General features: G+C 64.3%; 14 protein-coding genes and 1 tRNA gene. 12 read left to right on the top strand and 3 right to left on the bottom strand.

The features are described from left to right. Positions 1-41 precede the first annotated feature (41 nt). Positions 42-968: a LysR substrate-binding domain-containing protein gene (locus tag ACOQOU_RS01065; RefSeq protein WP_306025611.1), complete on the bottom strand. Its 927-nt coding sequence runs from the start codon at positions 966-968 to the stop codon at positions 42-44. Between the two features lie 106 nt (positions 969-1,074). Here ACOQOU_RS01065 and katG point away from each other — a divergent pair, with 106 nt between their 5' ends. Then, the gene (gene katG / locus ACOQOU_RS01060) at positions 1,075-3,270 is read left to right on the top strand and encodes a catalase/peroxidase HPI (RefSeq protein ID WP_306025610.1); all 2,196 of its coding nucleotides are present in this window, start codon (positions 1,075-1,077) and stop codon (positions 3,268-3,270) included. Positions 3,271-3,418: 148 nt separating this feature from the next. Here katG and ACOQOU_RS01055 read toward each other — a convergent pair. Further along, positions 3,419-3,494: transfer RNA gene (locus ACOQOU_RS01055), tRNA-Lys, on the bottom strand. A gap of 224 nt (positions 3,495-3,718) precedes the next feature. Between ACOQOU_RS01055 and ACOQOU_RS01050 the strand changes: the two genes are divergently transcribed. Continuing rightward, positions 3,719-4,501: a cytochrome c biogenesis CcdA family protein gene (locus tag ACOQOU_RS01050; protein ID WP_109767103.1), complete on the top strand. Its 783-nt coding sequence runs from the start codon at positions 3,719-3,721 to the stop codon at positions 4,499-4,501. Between the two features lie 17 nt (positions 4,502-4,518). Here ACOQOU_RS01050 and ACOQOU_RS01045 read toward each other — a convergent pair whose 3' ends face one another. Continuing rightward, positions 4,519-4,968, bottom strand: coding sequence for a DUF4864 domain-containing protein (locus ACOQOU_RS01045; RefSeq protein WP_158585142.1), 450 nt, complete (start codon positions 4,966-4,968; stop codon positions 4,519-4,521). A 115-nt stretch (positions 4,969-5,083) separates the two neighbouring features. Between ACOQOU_RS01045 and ACOQOU_RS01040 the strand changes: the two genes are divergently transcribed. The 10 genes from ACOQOU_RS01040 to lipA all read left to right on the top strand — a co-directional run bounded on the left by ACOQOU_RS01040 (position 5,084) and on the right by lipA (position 15,552). Beyond that, on the top strand, positions 5,084-5,998 hold the full coding sequence (locus tag ACOQOU_RS01040) for a VOC family protein (protein WP_306025609.1): 915 nt from the start codon (positions 5,084-5,086) through the stop codon (positions 5,996-5,998). Between the two features lie 5 nt (positions 5,999-6,003). After that, positions 6,004-6,849: a 3-deoxy-8-phosphooctulonate synthase gene (gene kdsA / locus ACOQOU_RS01035; RefSeq protein ID WP_306025672.1), complete on the top strand. Its 846-nt coding sequence runs from the start codon at positions 6,004-6,006 to the stop codon at positions 6,847-6,849. A gap of 106 nt (positions 6,850-6,955) precedes the next feature. Continuing rightward, positions 6,956-8,227, top strand: a complete 1,272-nt coding sequence (gene eno, locus ACOQOU_RS01030; RefSeq protein WP_306025608.1) for a phosphopyruvate hydratase — start codon at positions 6,956-6,958, stop codon at positions 8,225-8,227. Between the two features lie 105 nt (positions 8,228-8,332). Beyond that, on the top strand, positions 8,333-8,692 hold the full coding sequence (locus ACOQOU_RS01025) for an FtsB family cell division protein (RefSeq protein ID WP_306025607.1): 360 nt from the start codon (positions 8,333-8,335) through the stop codon (positions 8,690-8,692). Between the two features lie 135 nt (positions 8,693-8,827). Next, a complete protein-coding gene (pdhA, locus tag ACOQOU_RS01020) occupies positions 8,828-9,874 on the top strand; it encodes a pyruvate dehydrogenase (acetyl-transferring) E1 component subunit alpha (RefSeq protein WP_109767106.1) in 1,047 nt (348 codons plus the stop codon). A gap of 9 nt (positions 9,875-9,883) precedes the next feature. Next, positions 9,884-11,263, top strand: coding sequence for a pyruvate dehydrogenase complex E1 component subunit beta (locus tag ACOQOU_RS01015; RefSeq protein WP_306025606.1), 1,380 nt, complete (start codon positions 9,884-9,886; stop codon positions 11,261-11,263). A 10-nt stretch (positions 11,264-11,273) separates the two neighbouring features. Next, positions 11,274-12,671, top strand: coding sequence for a pyruvate dehydrogenase complex dihydrolipoamide acetyltransferase (locus ACOQOU_RS01010; RefSeq protein WP_109767108.1), 1,398 nt, complete (start codon positions 11,274-11,276; stop codon positions 12,669-12,671). An 88-nt stretch (positions 12,672-12,759) separates the two neighbouring features. Continuing rightward, on the top strand, positions 12,760-12,996 hold the full coding sequence (locus ACOQOU_RS01005) for a YdcH family protein (protein ID WP_306025605.1): 237 nt from the start codon (positions 12,760-12,762) through the stop codon (positions 12,994-12,996). 43 nt (positions 12,997-13,039) lie between these two features. Then, positions 13,040-14,488 carry a dihydrolipoyl dehydrogenase gene (gene lpdA / locus ACOQOU_RS01000; RefSeq protein WP_306025604.1) on the top strand — a complete coding sequence of 483 codons (1,449 nt, stop codon included), beginning with the start codon at positions 13,040-13,042 and terminating at the stop codon, positions 14,486-14,488. A gap of 92 nt (positions 14,489-14,580) precedes the next feature. Then, positions 14,581-15,552, top strand: coding sequence for a lipoyl synthase (gene lipA / locus ACOQOU_RS00995; protein WP_306025603.1), 972 nt, complete (start codon positions 14,581-14,583; stop codon positions 15,550-15,552).

Raw genomic sequence — 15,552 nt, 5'->3', positions numbered from 1 at the left:
ATCACCAAACGAAAACGGGCCTTTGCGGCCCGTTTTTTGTTTCAGGCACCGTCCGGCTGCATCGAATGCGCAACGCGCAGCGTCTCGGCGGATTGCCGGACAAGTCCCGCGATCTGCGTCAATTGCTTGGCAAGCGGGCTCGTCCGCCGCCAGATCATGCCGACCGTACGCGACGGTTGCGGGTCGCCGAAGCGCGCGACCGAGACCGATGCCGAGCGCGTTTCCACCGGCACCGCCATTTCCGGGATCAGCGTGACGCCGATGCCCGCGCCGACCATCTGGACCAGCGTCGACAACGAACTGCCGTCCAAAAGCTCGCGCGGCAGCGGCGAGCGCAGATTGCAGAAGGACAGCGCCTGATCCCGGAAACAGTGGCCCTCTTCAAGCAGCAACAGCCGCATCTCGCGCAGCATTTCGGGGCTCGGCACCGGCTTGCCGGCGTCGGCGCCCGGCCGGACGAGCACGAAGTCCTCCTTGAACAGGGCCGTCTCGGCAAAGGACGGTTCTGATACGGGCAAAGCGACGATTGCGGTGTCGAGCCGGCCTTCGGTCAGTTCACGCATGAGCTTTGGCGTAACGGTCTCGCGCACCCGGATATCGAGATCGCCATGGGTCCGCGCCAGATCGCCGATAATGGTCGGCAGCAGGTAGGGCGCGATGGTCGGAATGACGCCGATGCGCAACCGACCGGCCAGCCGGTCAAGCGATGCCCGCGCGAGGTCCCCCAACTCGTCGATGGACCGCAGGATCACCCGTGCCCGCTCGGCGAATTCATCGCCAAAGCCCGTCAGCCGGACCTGCCGTGCGCCGCGCTCGAACAATGCCGTGCCGAGCGCATCCTCCAACTCCCTGATCTGCATGGAAAGTGCCGGCTGCGAGATCGCGCACGCCTCCGCGGCCCGTCCAAAATGGCCGTGCCGGGCCAAAGCCTCGAAATAGCGCAGCTGTTTCAGCGTCAGGTTGTTCATAAGGTGAGCTTATCGCACAAATCAGCAAATACAACTTCACCTGATGAGCCTAGTTTGGTACGATTCTAAAGAGCCCCAAAACCCATGCGCATATTCGGAGGAACCCATGAACGCTCCCACCGGCGAAATCACCGGCAAATGTCCCGTGATGCACACCAATTTCGGCGTCCGGTCGAACCGCGACTGGTGGCCGAACCAGCTCAACATCAAGATTTTGCACCAGAATTCGGCGCTGACCGACCCGATGGGCGGCGCGTTCGACTATGCCGAAGCGTTCGGCAAGCTCGATCTGGGCGCGGTCAAGAAGGATCTGCACGCGCTGATGACCGACAGCCAGGAATGGTGGCCGGCCGACTACGGCCATTATGGCGGCCTGTTCATCCGCATGGCGTGGCACAGCGCCGGCACCTACCGCACGGCGGACGGCCGGGGTGGGGCTTCGTCGGGCACGCAGCGTTTCGCGCCGCTCAACTCCTGGCCGGACAACGCCAATCTGGACAAGGCGCGGCGCCTTTTGTGGCCGATCAAGCGCAAATATGGCAACGCGATCTCCTGGGCCGATCTGATGATCCTCGCCGGCAATGTCGCGCTCGAATCGATGGGCTTCAAGACGTTCGGCTTTGGCGGTGGCCGCGCCGATATCTGGGAGCCGGAAGAGGACATTTATTGGGGTTCGGAAACCGAATGGCTCGGCGATGAGCGCTACAGCGGCGAGCGCGATCTGGAAAATCCGCTCGCAGCGGTTCAGATGGGCCTGATCTACGTCAATCCCGAAGGCCCCAACGGCAAACCCGATCCGGTCGCCTCGGGCCGCGACATCCGCGAGACCTTCGCCCGCATGGCGATGGACGATTACGAAACCGTGGCGCTGACCGCCGGCGGACACACGTTCGGCAAGACCCATGGCGCGGGCGACGCCGCTTTGGTGGGCCCCGAGCCCGAGGGCGCGCCGATCGAAGCGATGGGCCTTGGCTGGCTGTCGACCCATGGCAGCGGCAAGGGCGCCGACACGATCACCAGCGGCATCGAGGGTGCCTGGACGCCCAATCCCACCCAATGGGACAACGGCTATTTCGACGTGCTGTTCGGCTATGAGTGGGAACTGGTCAAGAGCCCGGCGGGCGCCTGGCAATGGACGCCCAAGGACCTCAAGCCCGAGGACCACGCGCCCGACCCCGAGACCGGCGAGCGCAACCGCAAGATCATCATGACCACCGCCGACATGGCGATGCGCATGGACCCGATCTACGAGCCGATTTCCCGTCATTTCCATCAGAATCCGGACGAACTGGCCGATGCGTTCGCGCGTGCATGGTTCAAGCTGACCCACCGCGACATGGGGCCGAAAGCGCGCTATCTGGGCGCCGAGGTGCCAGCCGAAGACCTGATCTGGCAGGATCCGGTGCCGGCGGTCGACCACGCGCTGATCGACGATGCCGACATCGCCGGTCTGAAGGCGAAAATCCTCGCATCGGGCCTGTCGGTGGCCGAACTCGTCTCGACGGCCTGGGCCTCGGCCTCGACCTTCCGCGGCTCGGACAAGCGCGGCGGCGCCAATGGCGCCCGTGTCCGCCTTGCCCCGCAAAAGGACTGGGAAGCCAACGATCCGGCGCAGCTGGCCAAGGTGCTCGGCGTGCTCGAAGGCATTCAGAGCGCCTTCAATGACGGCGCCTCGGGCGGCAAGAAGGTTTCGCTCGCCGACCTGATCGTGCTTGGCGGCGGCGCGGCGATCGAAAAGGCGGCCGCCGATGCCGGCCATAACGTCACAGTGCCGTTCGCGCCCGGCCGAACCGACGCCACCGACGAGCAGACCGATGCCGCCTCGTTCGAGCCGATGGAGCCGGTTGCCGACGGCTTCCGCAACTACCAGAAGGGCGACTACACGACCTCCGCCGAAGAGATGCTGATCGACAGGGCCCAGCTTCTGACGCTGACCGCGCCGGAAATGACGGTGCTGGTGGGCGGCATGCGGGCGCTCGGCGCCAATGCCGGGCAGAGCAGCCATGGCGTCCTGACCGACCGGCCGGGCACGCTGACCAACGACTTCTTCGTCAATCTGGTCGACATGGGCACCACATGGTCGCCCGTGTCGGACAAGCAGGACGTGTTCGAGGGCCGCGATGCGGCAACCGGCGCGGTCAAATGGACCGGCACCCGTGTTGATCTGGTGTTCGGCTCCAACTCGCAATTGCGGGCGCTGGCCGAACTCTATGCCCAGGACGATGCGAAGGAAAAGTTCGTCGCCGACTTCGTCGCGGCCTGGACCAAGGTGATGAACGCGGACCGCTTCGATCTGGCCTGACCCGCCCGCTCGTCAAACCTCATGCGGCCGGCTCTTTCGAGGGCCGGCCGTTTTCTTTGGCACGTTGGGTAGCCATGCGGGACTGGCCAACACCGAAGGCGGAACCGGCCGAGCCAAGTGAAAAAAATCGAAAACCGCTTGATTTTGTTGGTGAGCGCGCAGGGGCTCGAACCCTGGACCTACTGATTAAAAGTCAGTTGCTCTACCAGCTGAGCTACGCGCTCCCGACAAGGGAAACCGCGCCGGGATGCCGGCGCGGGCAAAGGGTCCATACGCAAAGCCGGCGGTCCGGTCAACCGGGTTTCCCGCAGCCGAACGCCAATGACATTGTGCCGCGCCGCATCACGCAATTGGCATGTGATTGCGAACGTCGTTCTGTGTTAACAGCGACCAAATCCCGGCCCTGAAGCCGGGCGAACGAACCCGAAGGCATAGCAACCGCACGGCCATGGCGATCGACATTTCCTATCTAAGCGCATTCGGCGCGGGCATGATCTCGTTCGTCACGCCCTGCGTGCTGCCGCTCGTTCCGCCCTATCTGTGCTACATGGCCGGCGTGTCGATGGATCAGTTCCGCGACGCGGACGGCGACCCCGGCATCACGCCCGACGCGTCCGGCGCGGCGACAGCGCGCCTGACCGCGGTGCGTCTGCCGCTCATGACCGCGGCTCTTGCTTTCGTGCTTGGTTTCTCAACCGTCTTCATCGCGCTGGGGGCTGGCGCTTCGACCATTGGCGGGTTCCTGCGCGTCTGGCAGACCGAGCTGGCCATGATCGCCGGCGTCGTGATCATCATCATGGGGCTGAATTTTCTCGGCCTGTTCCGCATTGGCCTCCTGTCGCGCGAGGCGCGGTTCCAAAGCCGGGGGGTGCCCGCCAACCCGGCCGCCGCCTATGTGATGGGGCTTGCCTTCGCCTTTGGCTGGACGCCCTGCATCGGACCGGTCCTGGGCCCGATCCTGACGCTTGCCGGCGCCCAGGACAGTGTCGGGCAGGGCGCGAGCCTTCTGGCGGTCTATTCGGCGGGCCTCGGAATTCCGTTTCTGATCGCGGCGATGTTCTCGGGCCAGTTCATGCGCTTTCTGACTCGCTTTCGCGCGCATCTAGGGACGGTCGAAAAGCTGATCGGCGCACTTCTGGTTCTCGCCGGCATCCTTTTCCTGACCGGCGGCATGCAGGCGATGGCCTTCTGGCTGCTCGAACAGTTCCCGGCCTTGGGGCGTCTCGGCTAGGCCAAGAGCAGGTCAAGTCAGGTCAGGCCCGCCGCGCCCTTGCGCAGATTGACGCCGTCAACGCGCCATGTGCCGTCGTCCTGCAACTCCATATAGTAGACCGCCGTCCAGTCGCTGCCGTCCGGCGCGCGGATCAGTACCTCCTGGATGATCCGCCCGTCGGCCATGCGGTCGGCGCGCCCGAATGCGTAATTGCCGGGCCGAAGCACGGGCAGATAGCCGCGCTCGACCATCGACATGAAGCCGTCCAGCGTCGGGTAGATGCGCTTGATGTCTTGGGAGGCGTATCCGTAGGCACGTTCGAAATCGCGCGCCAGAAAGCTCTCGAGCTGCTCGGTGATGACGTTGCGTGCGGCGTTCTCGTCGGCATGGGCCCGATCCAAGGGCGCCAGAAGGAAGGCGAGCGCGAAGGCCATGGTCGCGGCGGCGGCAAGGGCCAGCGGGATGAAACGGGGGCGTCTGGTCATGGCAGGTCTCCTCTCGTGCATGGAAAAGTAGGCCGCGGCGGGCGCTTGGCAAATCCCCGGCATCGACGCCGAGGCCTTGCTTGCGCGGCGCCGGCAAATCGGGCACACGGGCGCCATGACCGGCCATGCCATATCGCCCTATCGCCCCCGCGCCTTCGACCATTGCGTTCTGCCCGTCGGGGAACTGAGCGTGGCCCGCGCACGGCTGACCGCCCTGGGCTTTCAGGTGGCCGCCGATGCCAAGCATCCGTTCGGCACGGAGAATGCCTGCGTCTATTTCGACGACGGCACGTTTCTGGAACCGCTGGCAATCGACCAGCGCGAGAAATGCGAGCGCACGGCGCAGCGCGGCAACGTCTTCACCGCGCGCGATCAGGCCTACCGGTTCCGCAACGGCGACAACGGGTTTTCCGCGATTGCGCTCGGCACCGACAATGCCGATGCCGACCACAAGGGCTTCCGCCGCCAGGGCATTTCCGCCGGCCGCAAGCTGCTGTTCGGCCGGACGATGACCGATGGGTCCGGCGCCAAGGCGCGCGCCACCTTCAAGCTCGCCTTTGCCGCCGATCTTCGCTCGCCCGACAGTTTCCTGTTCACATGCCAGCGGGTGAACACGCCGGCGGTCGACCGGGCGGCGCTGCAAACCCATCCGAACACGGTGACCGGCACGGCGGAGATCATCGCCTCGGAGGCGAACCCGGCCGATTTCCAGTATCTGTTGCAGGACGTCATCAACAACCGCGCCACGCAGGCCCATTCCTTTGGCATTGAGATCGCCGGGGCCGATTTCACGCTCAACGTGATGACGCCGGAAGGTTTGCGCATCCATTTCGGCGTGGAGCGCCATGTGCCAACGCGCGGCCTGCGCTTCGAAGGCATCGTTTTCACCGTCGCCGACCCGGAAGCTCTTCGGGCATTGCTCGCCGAAAACGGCATCAAGACGCACGAGCACGGCTCTTGGCTGGTGGCCGACCGTGCGCCGGGTCAGGGCGCCTTTTTCGCCTTCGACATGCGGGGAGAAAGCCGATGAACACGATGGACGCCCCAGCCATGGCACCGGCCGAGACCGTGGCAGCCGGCAAGGTACGCTTCGGCAACCATCTGCCGCTCGCCATCATTGCCGGCCCCTGCCAGATGGAAAGCCGCGACCATGCGGTGATGATGGCCGAGGCGCTCAAGACAGTTGCCGACGATCTGGGCGTCGGTCTCGTCTTCAAGACGAGCTACGACAAGGCCAACCGCACCTCGCTGTCGGGCCGGCGCGGCATGGGGTTGGAGGCGGCGCTGCCGGTCTTTGCCGAAATCCGCGAACGGTTGGGCGTTCCGGTTCTGACGGACGTGCATTCGCCCGAACAGTGCGCAGCGGTCGCCGATGTCGTGGACATATTGCAGATCCCGGCTTTCCTGTGCCGGCAGACCGACCTTCTGGTTGCCGCAGCGCAGACGGGCAGGATCGTCAACATCAAGAAGGGCCAGTTCCTGGCGCCCTGGGACATGGTCAATGTCGCCGCCAAGGTGACCGGCAGCGGCAATCCGAATGTGCTTCTGACCGAGCGCGGGGCGAGCTTTGGCTACAACACGCTGGTCTCCGACATGCGGGCGCTGCCGATCATGGCCGCAACCGGCGCGCCGGTGATCTTCGATGCGACCCATTCGGTCCAGCAGCCGGGCGGGCAGGGCGCCTCGTCGGGCGGCGACCGGACCATGGTTCCGCCTTTGGCGCGCGCCGCCGTTGCGGTCGGCGTTGCCGGCGTCTTCATCGAAACCCATGACGATCCGGACAATGCGCCGTCGGACGGGCCGAACATGATGCCGCTTGGCGAGATGGAAGCCCTGTTGCGGCAATTGATGGCGATCGACGCGCTCGTGAAGGGCAGCTAACGCCCCGACCGACCACTTTGCGCGCCTCCAGCGGTTTTCCTTTTCACAAAGCTCGGCTAAGGCAGCGGCGACAGTGCCAAACGCGATCCTGAGGGGAATGCCAGCCATGGGTGCCATCATCGACATTATCGGACGACAGATCATCGACAGCCGCGGCAATCCGACCGTGGAAGTCGATGTGCTGCTCGACGACGGCGCGTTCGGCCGCGCCGCGGTTCCGTCCGGCGCATCGACCGGCGTGCATGAAGCGGTCGAACTTCGCGACGGCGGCGGCGCATGGCTCGGCAAGGGCGTCGGCAACGCGGTCGACAATGTCAACGGGTCGATCTTCGACGCCATTGGCGGCATGGACGCCACGGACCAGGCCAAGATCGACGCGGTGATGATCGATCTCGACGGCACCGACAACAAGGGAAAGCTGGGCGCCAATGCGATCCTGGGCGTGTCGCTGGCGGTCGCCAAAGCCGCCGCGCAATCGGCCGGCCTGCCGCTCTACCGCTACGTCGGCGGCACCAACGCCCACATCCTGCCGGTGCCGATGATGAACATCATCAATGGCGGCGCGCACGCCGACAATCCGATCGATTTCCAGGAATTCATGATCATGCCGACCGGCGCGGCCTCGCTCGCCGACGCGGTGCGGATGGGCGCGGAAACCTTCCACACGCTGAAAAAGAAGCTGACCGCGGCCGGCCACAACACCGGCATTGGCGACGAGGGCGGCTTTGCGCCGAACCTCAAAAGCGCCGAGGCCGCGCTCGACTTCATCATGGAAGCGGTGACCGAGGCCGGCTATGCGCCGGGCGAGGATATGCATATCGCGCTCGATTGCGCAGCGTCGGAATTCTTCAAGGACGGCGCCTATGTCTATGAGGGCGAGGGTGTGACGCGCAGCGGCCAGGAGCAGGCCGAGTATCTGAAGAGCCTGGTCGACGCCTATCCGATCATCTCGATCGAGGACGGCATGCATGAGGACGATTGGGAAAGCTGGAAGATCCAGACCGAGCTGATCGGCGGCACATGCCAGCTTGTGGGCGACGATCTGTTCGTCACCAACACGTCGCGACTGTCACGCGGCATCGACGAGGGCATCGCCAATTCGATCCTGATCAAGGTCAACCAGATCGGCACGCTCACCGAAACGCTGCGCGCGGTCGAAATGGCGCACAAGGCCGGCTACACGGCGGTGATGTCGCACCGGTCGGGCGAGACCGAGGATGCGACCATCGCCGATCTGGCGGTCGCCACCAATTGCGGGCAGATCAAGACCGGCTCGCTCGCCCGTTCCGACCGGCTGGCCAAATACAACCAGCTGATCCGCATCGAGGAAGAGCTGGGCGATCTGGGCCGTTACGCGGGCGCATCGATCCTGCGCTGACCGCTGGGCGGTTTGGGAAGGCGCGCCGCCGATTTCGGCGCGCCTTAGGAGCCGCTTAACCAAACTGCCGTACCACTGGACACCGCGCAGCTTTGGTTCCGGGTCATGTGGACGCGCCAATACAGAAAATCTCCGCTTCGGCATCTCGTCATCCCGTCCATCGCGGCCCTGTCGCTGGGCTATTTCGGCTTCCATGGGATCACCGGCAATCTGGGGCTGACCTCGAAGGCCGAATATGAGCAGCGCCTCGCCGGTCTCGAGGCGGAGCTGCAAGCCCTGTCGACGGCGCGCGCCATGCTGGAGACGCGCACCGCGGCGCTCAGCGACGGTTCGCTGCAGCGCGATGTGATCGACGAGCAGGCGCGGCTTTCGCTCGGCCTGGCCAATCCCAACGAGTTGATCTTGTTGCATAATGGCATTGATCGCACTGCAACATTGGACGAATTGCTGCAGCGCACGAATTAACTCGATTTCAGTTAATTGTTGAATTTTCAAGCGATTTTATGACGTTATCGTCATGAAACCTATGCCAAAGTGCGTCTTGATGTCCGCGTTCGGCGCGATAGGATATGCCGAAATTCAACAGGGACGGAAACCCAGATGGCGACACGCGCACGCAAGGCGCCGGCAAAATCCAAGGCCGGTGCGAACAAGGGCGGCCTATCGGCGCCCAAGCCCGCCGAATTCACCAAGGATGAGGAACTGACCGCCTATCGCGACATGCTGCTGATCCGGCGTTTCGAGGAAAAGGCCGGCCAGCTGTACGGGATGGGCTTCATCGGCGGTTTCTGCCACCTCTATATCGGCCAGGAAGCGGTGGTCACCGGCATTTCCATGGCGATGGAGGATGGCGACCAGACGATCACCACCTATCGCGACCACGGTCACATGCTGGCGATGGACATGGAGTCGCGCGGCGTGATGGCCGAACTGACGGGCCGCCGGGGAGGTTACTCCAAGGGCAAGGGCGGCTCGATGCACATGTTCTCGAAAGAGAAGAACTTCTATGGCGGCCACGGCATTGTCGGCGCCAACGTGTCGCTGGGCGCGGGGATCGCGTTCGCCAACAAATATCGCGACAACGGCAAGGTGTGCTGCACCTATTTCGGCGACGGCGCGGCCAACCAGGGCCAAGTCTATGAGAGCTTCAACATGGCCTCGCTGTGGAAGCTGCCGGTCGTTTTCGTCATCGAGAACAACCGCTATGCCATGGGCACCTCCGTCGCCCGATCCTCGGCCGAGACCGATTTCTCCCAGCGCGGCGTCTCCTTCAAGATCCCGGGCTTTCAGGTCGACGGCATGGATGTGCGCGCGGTCAAAGCCGCCGCGGATCTGGCGCTCGGCCATGCCCGCTCGGGCGAAGGGCCGGTGATCGTCGAGATGATGACCTACCGCTATCGCGGCCACTCCATGTCCGATCCGGCCAAGTACCGCACCAAGGACGAGGTGCAGAAGATGCGTTCGGAGCGCGATCCGATCGAACAGGTGAAGGCGCGGGTGATCGAGCAGAAGTGGGCGACCGAGGACGAGCTGAAGGCGATCGACAAGGAGGTCCGCGCGATCGTCGCCGATGCCGCCGAATTCGCGCAGAACGATCCCGAGCCGGACGTTTCCGAACTGTACACCGACATTTTGCTCGAAGCGTGAGGGGCGACCATGCCGATTGAGATTTTGATGCCGGCCCTTTCCCCGACCATGGAAGAGGGCAATCTGGCCAAATGGCTGAAAAAAGAGGGCGATTCGGTCACCGCCGGTGACGTGATCGCCGAGATCGAGACCGACAAGGCGACCATGGAGGTCGAAGCGGTCGACGAGGGAACGATCGGCAAGATCCTTGTCGATGAGGGCGCCGAGGGCGTCAAGGTGAACACGCCCATCGCGGTGCTGCTCGAAGAGGGCGAAAGCGCCGACGACATCGGCACGTCTTCGGCACCTTCGGCCCAGCCTGCGCCCGCACCGGAGACCGAAGGCGCGTCCGATCCCGCGCCGGTGCCCGCTGCGCCCGCCGCCCAGGAAGCGCCCGCCGATCCCGAAGTGCCCGAGGGCACCGAAATGGTGCCGACCACCGTGCGCGAAGCGCTGCGCGATGCCATGGCCGAGGAAATGCGCGCCGATGACAGCGTCTTCGTCATGGGCGAGGAAGTCGCCGAATATCAGGGCGCCTACAAGGTCACACAGGGACTTCTGGACGAGTTCGGACCGCGGCGCGTGGTCGACACGCCGATCACCGAACACGGCTTTGCCGGCGTCGGCGTCGGCGCGGCGATGACCGGCCTAAGGCCGATCGTCGAGTTCATGACCTTCAACTTCGCCATGCAGGCGATCGACCAGATCGTCAATTCGGCCGCCAAGACGCTGTACATGTCCGGCGGCCAGATGGGTGCGCCGATGGTGTTCCGCGGCCCGAACGGCGCCGCAGCCCGCGTCGCCGCACAGCATTCGCAATGCTATGCGGCCTGGTACAGCCACATACCCGGCCTCAAGGTCATCCAGCCCTACAATGCGTCCGACGCCAAGGGGCTTTTGAAGGCCGCAATCCGCGACCCGAACCCGGTCGTCTTCCTCGAAAACGAGATCATGTACGGCCAGACCTTCGACGTGCCGAAGCTGGACGATTTCGTCCTGCCGATCGGCAAGGCGCGGCTGCAGCGGGCGGGCAGCGACTGCACGATCGTCTCGTTCGGCATCGGCATGAAATACGCCATCGAAGCGGCGGAAAAGCTGGCCGGCGAGGGCATCGATTGCGAGGTGATCGACCTGCGCACGCTGCGCCCGATGGACCTGCCCGCCGTCATCGCTTCGGTGAAGAAGACCGGCCGGCTGGTGACGGTCGAGGAGGGCTTCCCGCAAAGTTCTGTCGGCGACTATATCGCCAATCAGGTCACGCGCGAGGCGTTCGACTATCTCGACGCGCCGCCGATCACCATCGCCGGCAAGGATGTGCCGATGCCGTACGCGGCCAATCTCGAAAAGCTCGCCCTGCCCAATGTGGGCGAGGTGATCGAGGCGGTCAAAGCCGTCACCTACGCGGGTTGAGGAGAGCGCAATGCCCATCACCATCACAATGCCCGCGCTGTCGCCGACCATGGAGGAGGGGAACCTCGCCAAATGGCTGGTCAAGGAGGGCGATACCGTCTCGGCCGGCGACGTGATCGCCGAGATCGAAACCGACAAGGCGACCATGGAAGTGGAAGCCGTCGATGAAGGCACAATCGCCAGCATCCTCGTGGCCGAGGGGACCGAGGCGGTGAAGGTCAACGCACCGATCGCCGTTCTGGCCGAGGAAGGCGAGGATGTGGCCGAAGCCGCCAAGGCAGGGCCATCAGGCGGTTCCGCGCCGGCGTCCGATCAGAGCGGGTCGGCATCGGGCGAGGCCGACGCCGCTTCGGAGGCGCCGGCAGCCTCCGGCAACGGCGCCGAAGCCCCGCCCGCACCGCCGAAAGCGGCCAAGAGCGGCGGCGACATCCCCGACAGCGTCAAGGCCGGCCCGGTGCCGGTCAAGGACGGTCAGAAAGTGTTCGCCTCGCCGCTGGCGCGCCGCATCGCCAACAATGAAGGCATCGACATCACCGCGATTTCCGGCTCCGGCCCGAAAGGCAGGATCGTCAAGCGCGATGTCGAAGCCGCGCTCGCCTCCGGCGCCAGGCCCGCCGCCGAAGCGCCGGCAGCAAAGGCCGACGCGCCTGCTCCCGCCATGGCGGTCGGCGCCTCTTCCGAACAGGTCCTTGCCAACTTCGCCGAGGGCTCCTACGAACTCGTCAAGCATGACGGCATGCGCAAGACGATCGCCAAGCGCTTGCAGGAATCCAAGCAGACCATCCCGCACTTCTATGTCACGGTCGATGTGGAACTGGACGCGCTTTTGGCCTTGCGTTCGCAGCTTAACAAGGCCGCGCCCGTCAAGGACGACAAGCCGGCCTACAAGCTGTCGGTCAACGACATGGTGATCAAGGCGCTGGCGCTGGCGCTGCGCGATGTGCCCGACGCCAACGTCTCCTGGACCGACGAAGCCATGGTCAAGCACCGCCACGCAGATGTCGGTGTCGCGGTGTCGATCCCCGGCGGGCTGATCACGCCGATCGTGCGCCGCGCCGAGGAGAAGACCCTGTCGGCGATCTCCAACGAGATGAAGGATCTGGGCGCCCGCGCCAAGGACCGCAAGCTGAAACCCGAGGAGTATCAGGGCGGTACAACGGCAGTCTCCAACATGGGCATGATGGGCGTCAAGGATTTCGCCGCCGTGGTCAACCCGCCGCATGCGACCATTCTGGCGGTTGGCGCCGGCGAACAGCGCCCGGTGGTCAAGGACGGCGCACTGGCGGTCGCGACCGTGATGAGCGTGACGCTGTCGACCGACCATCGCTGCGTCGACGGCGCGTTGGGCGCGGAGCTTCTGGCCGCCTTCAAGGGCTACGTCGAAAACCCGATGGGGATGCTGGTTTGACGCCGGGCATCAATTGACACCGATCAAGGAGGCATGACGGCCGGCGGCTAGGGTGTTGGCAAATCACGGACACAGAGGAGCAATGTCCATGGCGCACACGCCGCACGAACTGGCCGAAGAATTCCCAGACCATGTTGAAAAGATGAGCGAAATGAAGGGCTCCAACGCCCATTTCGCGCGCCTCTTCGACGAGTATCACGAAATCAACCGGGCCATTCACCGCGCCGAAACGGATATCGAGCCCACGGACGATTTCAACATGGAAGACATGCGCAAGAAGCGCATGCACCTGAAAGACGAAATCTACGGGATGCTGACCGGCTGATCCTTCGCTTCGGTCGCCTCCCCGAAAGGACAGGAGAGGCGACTTGGCTGACAATTCCTACGACGTGATCATCATCGGCTCGGGGCCCGGCGGCTATGTGACGGCCATCCGGTCCGCACAGCTCGGTTTCAAGACGGCGATCGTCGAGCGCGAGCATCTGGGCGGCATTTGCCTCAACTGGGGCTGCATTCCGACCAAGGCGCTGCTGCGCTCGGCCGAAGTGATGGATTATGCCAGCCATATCGGCAATTACGGCCTGACGCTGGACGGCACGGTCAAGGCGGACGTGACCGCCGTGGTCGACCGCTCGCGCAAGGTGTCGGCGCGGCTCAATGGCGGCGTCGGCATGCTGATGAAGAAGAACAAGATCGACGTGATCTGGGGCGAGGCCAAGCTGGCCGGCAAGGGCAAGGTCAGTGTCGGCAAGCCCTCCAAGGCGCCGATGGAGCCGCAGCATCCGGCGCCCAAGAACACCAAGGGCGAGGGCGATTACACCGCCAAGCACATCATCGTCGCGACCGGCGCGCGGCCGCGCGCGCTGCCCGGCATCGAGCCCGACGGCAAGCTGATCTGGACCTATTTCGAGGCGATGGTGCCGCAGACAATGCCCAAGAAGCTCGTCGTCATGGGTTCGGGCGCCATCGGCATCGAGTTTGCCTCCTTCTACAATTCCATGGGCGTCGACGTGACCGTCGTCGAACTGATGGACCAGGTCATGCCGGTCGAGGATGAGGAAATCTCCAAGCTCGCCCGCAAGCAGCTCGAAAAGCACGGGCTCAAGATCATCACCGGCGCCAAGGTCACCAAGGTCGACAAGAAGTCCGATTCGGTCGTCGCCCATGTCGAGGACAAGGACGGCAAGACGACGCCGATCGAGGCCGACCGGCTGATCTCCGCGGTCGGCGTTCAGGGCAACATCGAAAACCTCGGCCTCGAGGCGCTCGGCGTGAAAACCGACCGCGGCTGCGTGGTGATCGACGGCTATGGCCGCACAAATGTCGAGGGCATCTTTGCGATCGGCGATGTGGCCGGCCCGCCCATGCTGGCGCACAAGGCCGAGCATGAGGGCGTGATCTGCATCGAAAAGATCGCCGGAATCCCCGGCGTGCACGCCATGGACAAGAGCCTGATCCCCGGCTGCACCTATTGCCATCCACAGGTTGCCTCGGTCGGGCTGACCGAAAAGGCGGCCAAGGCCGAGGGCCGCGACATCCGCGTCGGCCGGTTCCCGTTCGCCGCCAACGGCAAGGCGATCGCGCTCGGCGAAGACCAGGGCCTGATCAAGACCATCTTCGACAAGAAGACGGGGCAATTGGTCGGTGCTCACATGGTCGGTGCCGAGGTCACCGAACTGATCCAGGGCTTTGTCGTCGCGATGAACCTGGAGACCACCGAGGAAGAGCTGATGCACACCGTCTTCCCGCATCCGACCCTGTCGGAGATGATGAAGGAAAGCGTGCTGGATGCCTATGGGCGGGTGCTGAACTCGTAATTGGTGCGCTTCGTCGCAGGCCGGTTGCGGCCGCGGCTTACCATCCATATTTTAGGCACGGTCAGCGGGCTTGTTGCCCAAGGAAACAGCCAATGGTCACCGTTGTCGATACGGTCAAATCCGAAAAATCAAAACCCCGCCATCCGGAAAAAGCGCACCGGCCCGACCAGGACTCCGGGCTGAAGAAGCCGGACTGGATCCGCGTGCGCGCGCCCGTCTCCAAGGGCTTTCACGAGACCAACCGGATCGTCCAGTCGCACAATCTGGTGACGGTGTGCGGCGAGGCCGGCTGCCCGAACATCGGCGAGTGCTGGGACAAGAAGCATGCCAGCTTCATGATACTGGGCGAGATCTGCACGCGCGCCTGTGCCTTCTGCAACGTGACGACGGGCATGCCGACCGGCGTCGACAGCGAGGAACCGGTCAACGTTGCCAAGGCCGTCAAGACGATGGGCCTCAATCACGTCGTCATCACTTCGGTCGACCGGGACGATCTGCCCGATGGCGGCGCGCGGCATTTCGTCGACGTGATCAACGCCATTCGCGAACACTCGCCGGGCACGACGGTCGAGGTGTTGACGCCCGACTTTCTCCGCAAGGATGGCGCGCTCGAAATGGTCGTTGCGGCACGGCCCGACGTCTTCAACCACAATCTGGAAACGGTCGCGTCCAACTATCTGACCGTGCGGCCCGGCGCGCGCTATTTCCATTCGATGCGGCTGTTGCAGCGGGTCAAGGAACTCGATCCGACCATGTTCACCAAGTCGGGGATCATGGTGGGGCTGGGCGAAACGCGCAACGAGGTGCTGCAGCTGATGGACGATCTGCGCACCGCCGATGTGGATTTCCTGACGATCGGCCAATATCTGCAGCCGACCAAGAAGCACCACAAGGTGATGGCCTATGTCACGCCGGACGAGTTCACCTCCTACGAGACGGCGGCTTATGCGAAGGGCTTTCTGATGGTGTCGGCCAGCCCGCTGACGCGGTCGTCGCACCATGCGGGCGAGGATTTCGACAAGCTGCGCGCCGCGCGCGCCAAGAAGCTGGCAGCCGCCGAGTAG

The organism is Oceaniradius stylonematis (assembly GCF_965223445.1).
Classification (GTDB): Bacteria; Pseudomonadota; Alphaproteobacteria; order Rhizobiales; family Rhizobiaceae; genus Roseitalea; species Roseitalea stylonematis.
The sequence above is the reverse complement of the archived record's forward strand: the minus strand, read 5'-3'. Positions and strand labels throughout refer to the sequence as shown.

Coding starts and splice junctions, on each gene's coding strand:
- katG (WP_306025610.1), top strand. CDS start 1,075: ATGAACGCTCCCACCGGCGAAATCACCGGCAAATGTCCCGTGATGCAC.
- kdsA (WP_306025672.1), top strand. CDS start 6,004: ATGGACGCCCCAGCCATGGCACCGGCCGAGACCGTGGCAGCCGGCAAG.
- ACOQOU_RS01010 (WP_109767108.1), top strand. CDS start 11,274: ATGCCCATCACCATCACAATGCCCGCGCTGTCGCCGACCATGGAGGAG.
- eno (WP_306025608.1), top strand. CDS start 6,956: ATGGGTGCCATCATCGACATTATCGGACGACAGATCATCGACAGCCGC.
- pdhA (WP_109767106.1), top strand. CDS start 8,828: ATGGCGACACGCGCACGCAAGGCGCCGGCAAAATCCAAGGCCGGTGCG.
- ACOQOU_RS01005 (WP_306025605.1), top strand. CDS start 12,760: ATGGCGCACACGCCGCACGAACTGGCCGAAGAATTCCCAGACCATGTT.
- ACOQOU_RS01065 (WP_306025611.1), bottom strand. CDS start 968: ATGAACAACCTGACGCTGAAACAGCTGCGCTATTTCGAGGCTTTGGCC.
- ACOQOU_RS01050 (WP_109767103.1), top strand. CDS start 3,719: ATGGCGATCGACATTTCCTATCTAAGCGCATTCGGCGCGGGCATGATC.
- ACOQOU_RS01015 (WP_306025606.1), top strand. CDS start 9,884: ATGCCGATTGAGATTTTGATGCCGGCCCTTTCCCCGACCATGGAAGAG.
- ACOQOU_RS01040 (WP_306025609.1), top strand. CDS start 5,084: ATGACCGGCCATGCCATATCGCCCTATCGCCCCCGCGCCTTCGACCAT.
- ACOQOU_RS01025 (WP_306025607.1), top strand. CDS start 8,333: ATGTGGACGCGCCAATACAGAAAATCTCCGCTTCGGCATCTCGTCATC.
- lipA (WP_306025603.1), top strand. CDS start 14,581: ATGGTCACCGTTGTCGATACGGTCAAATCCGAAAAATCAAAACCCCGC.
- ACOQOU_RS01045 (WP_158585142.1), bottom strand. CDS start 4,968: ATGACCAGACGCCCCCGTTTCATCCCGCTGGCCCTTGCCGCCGCCGCG.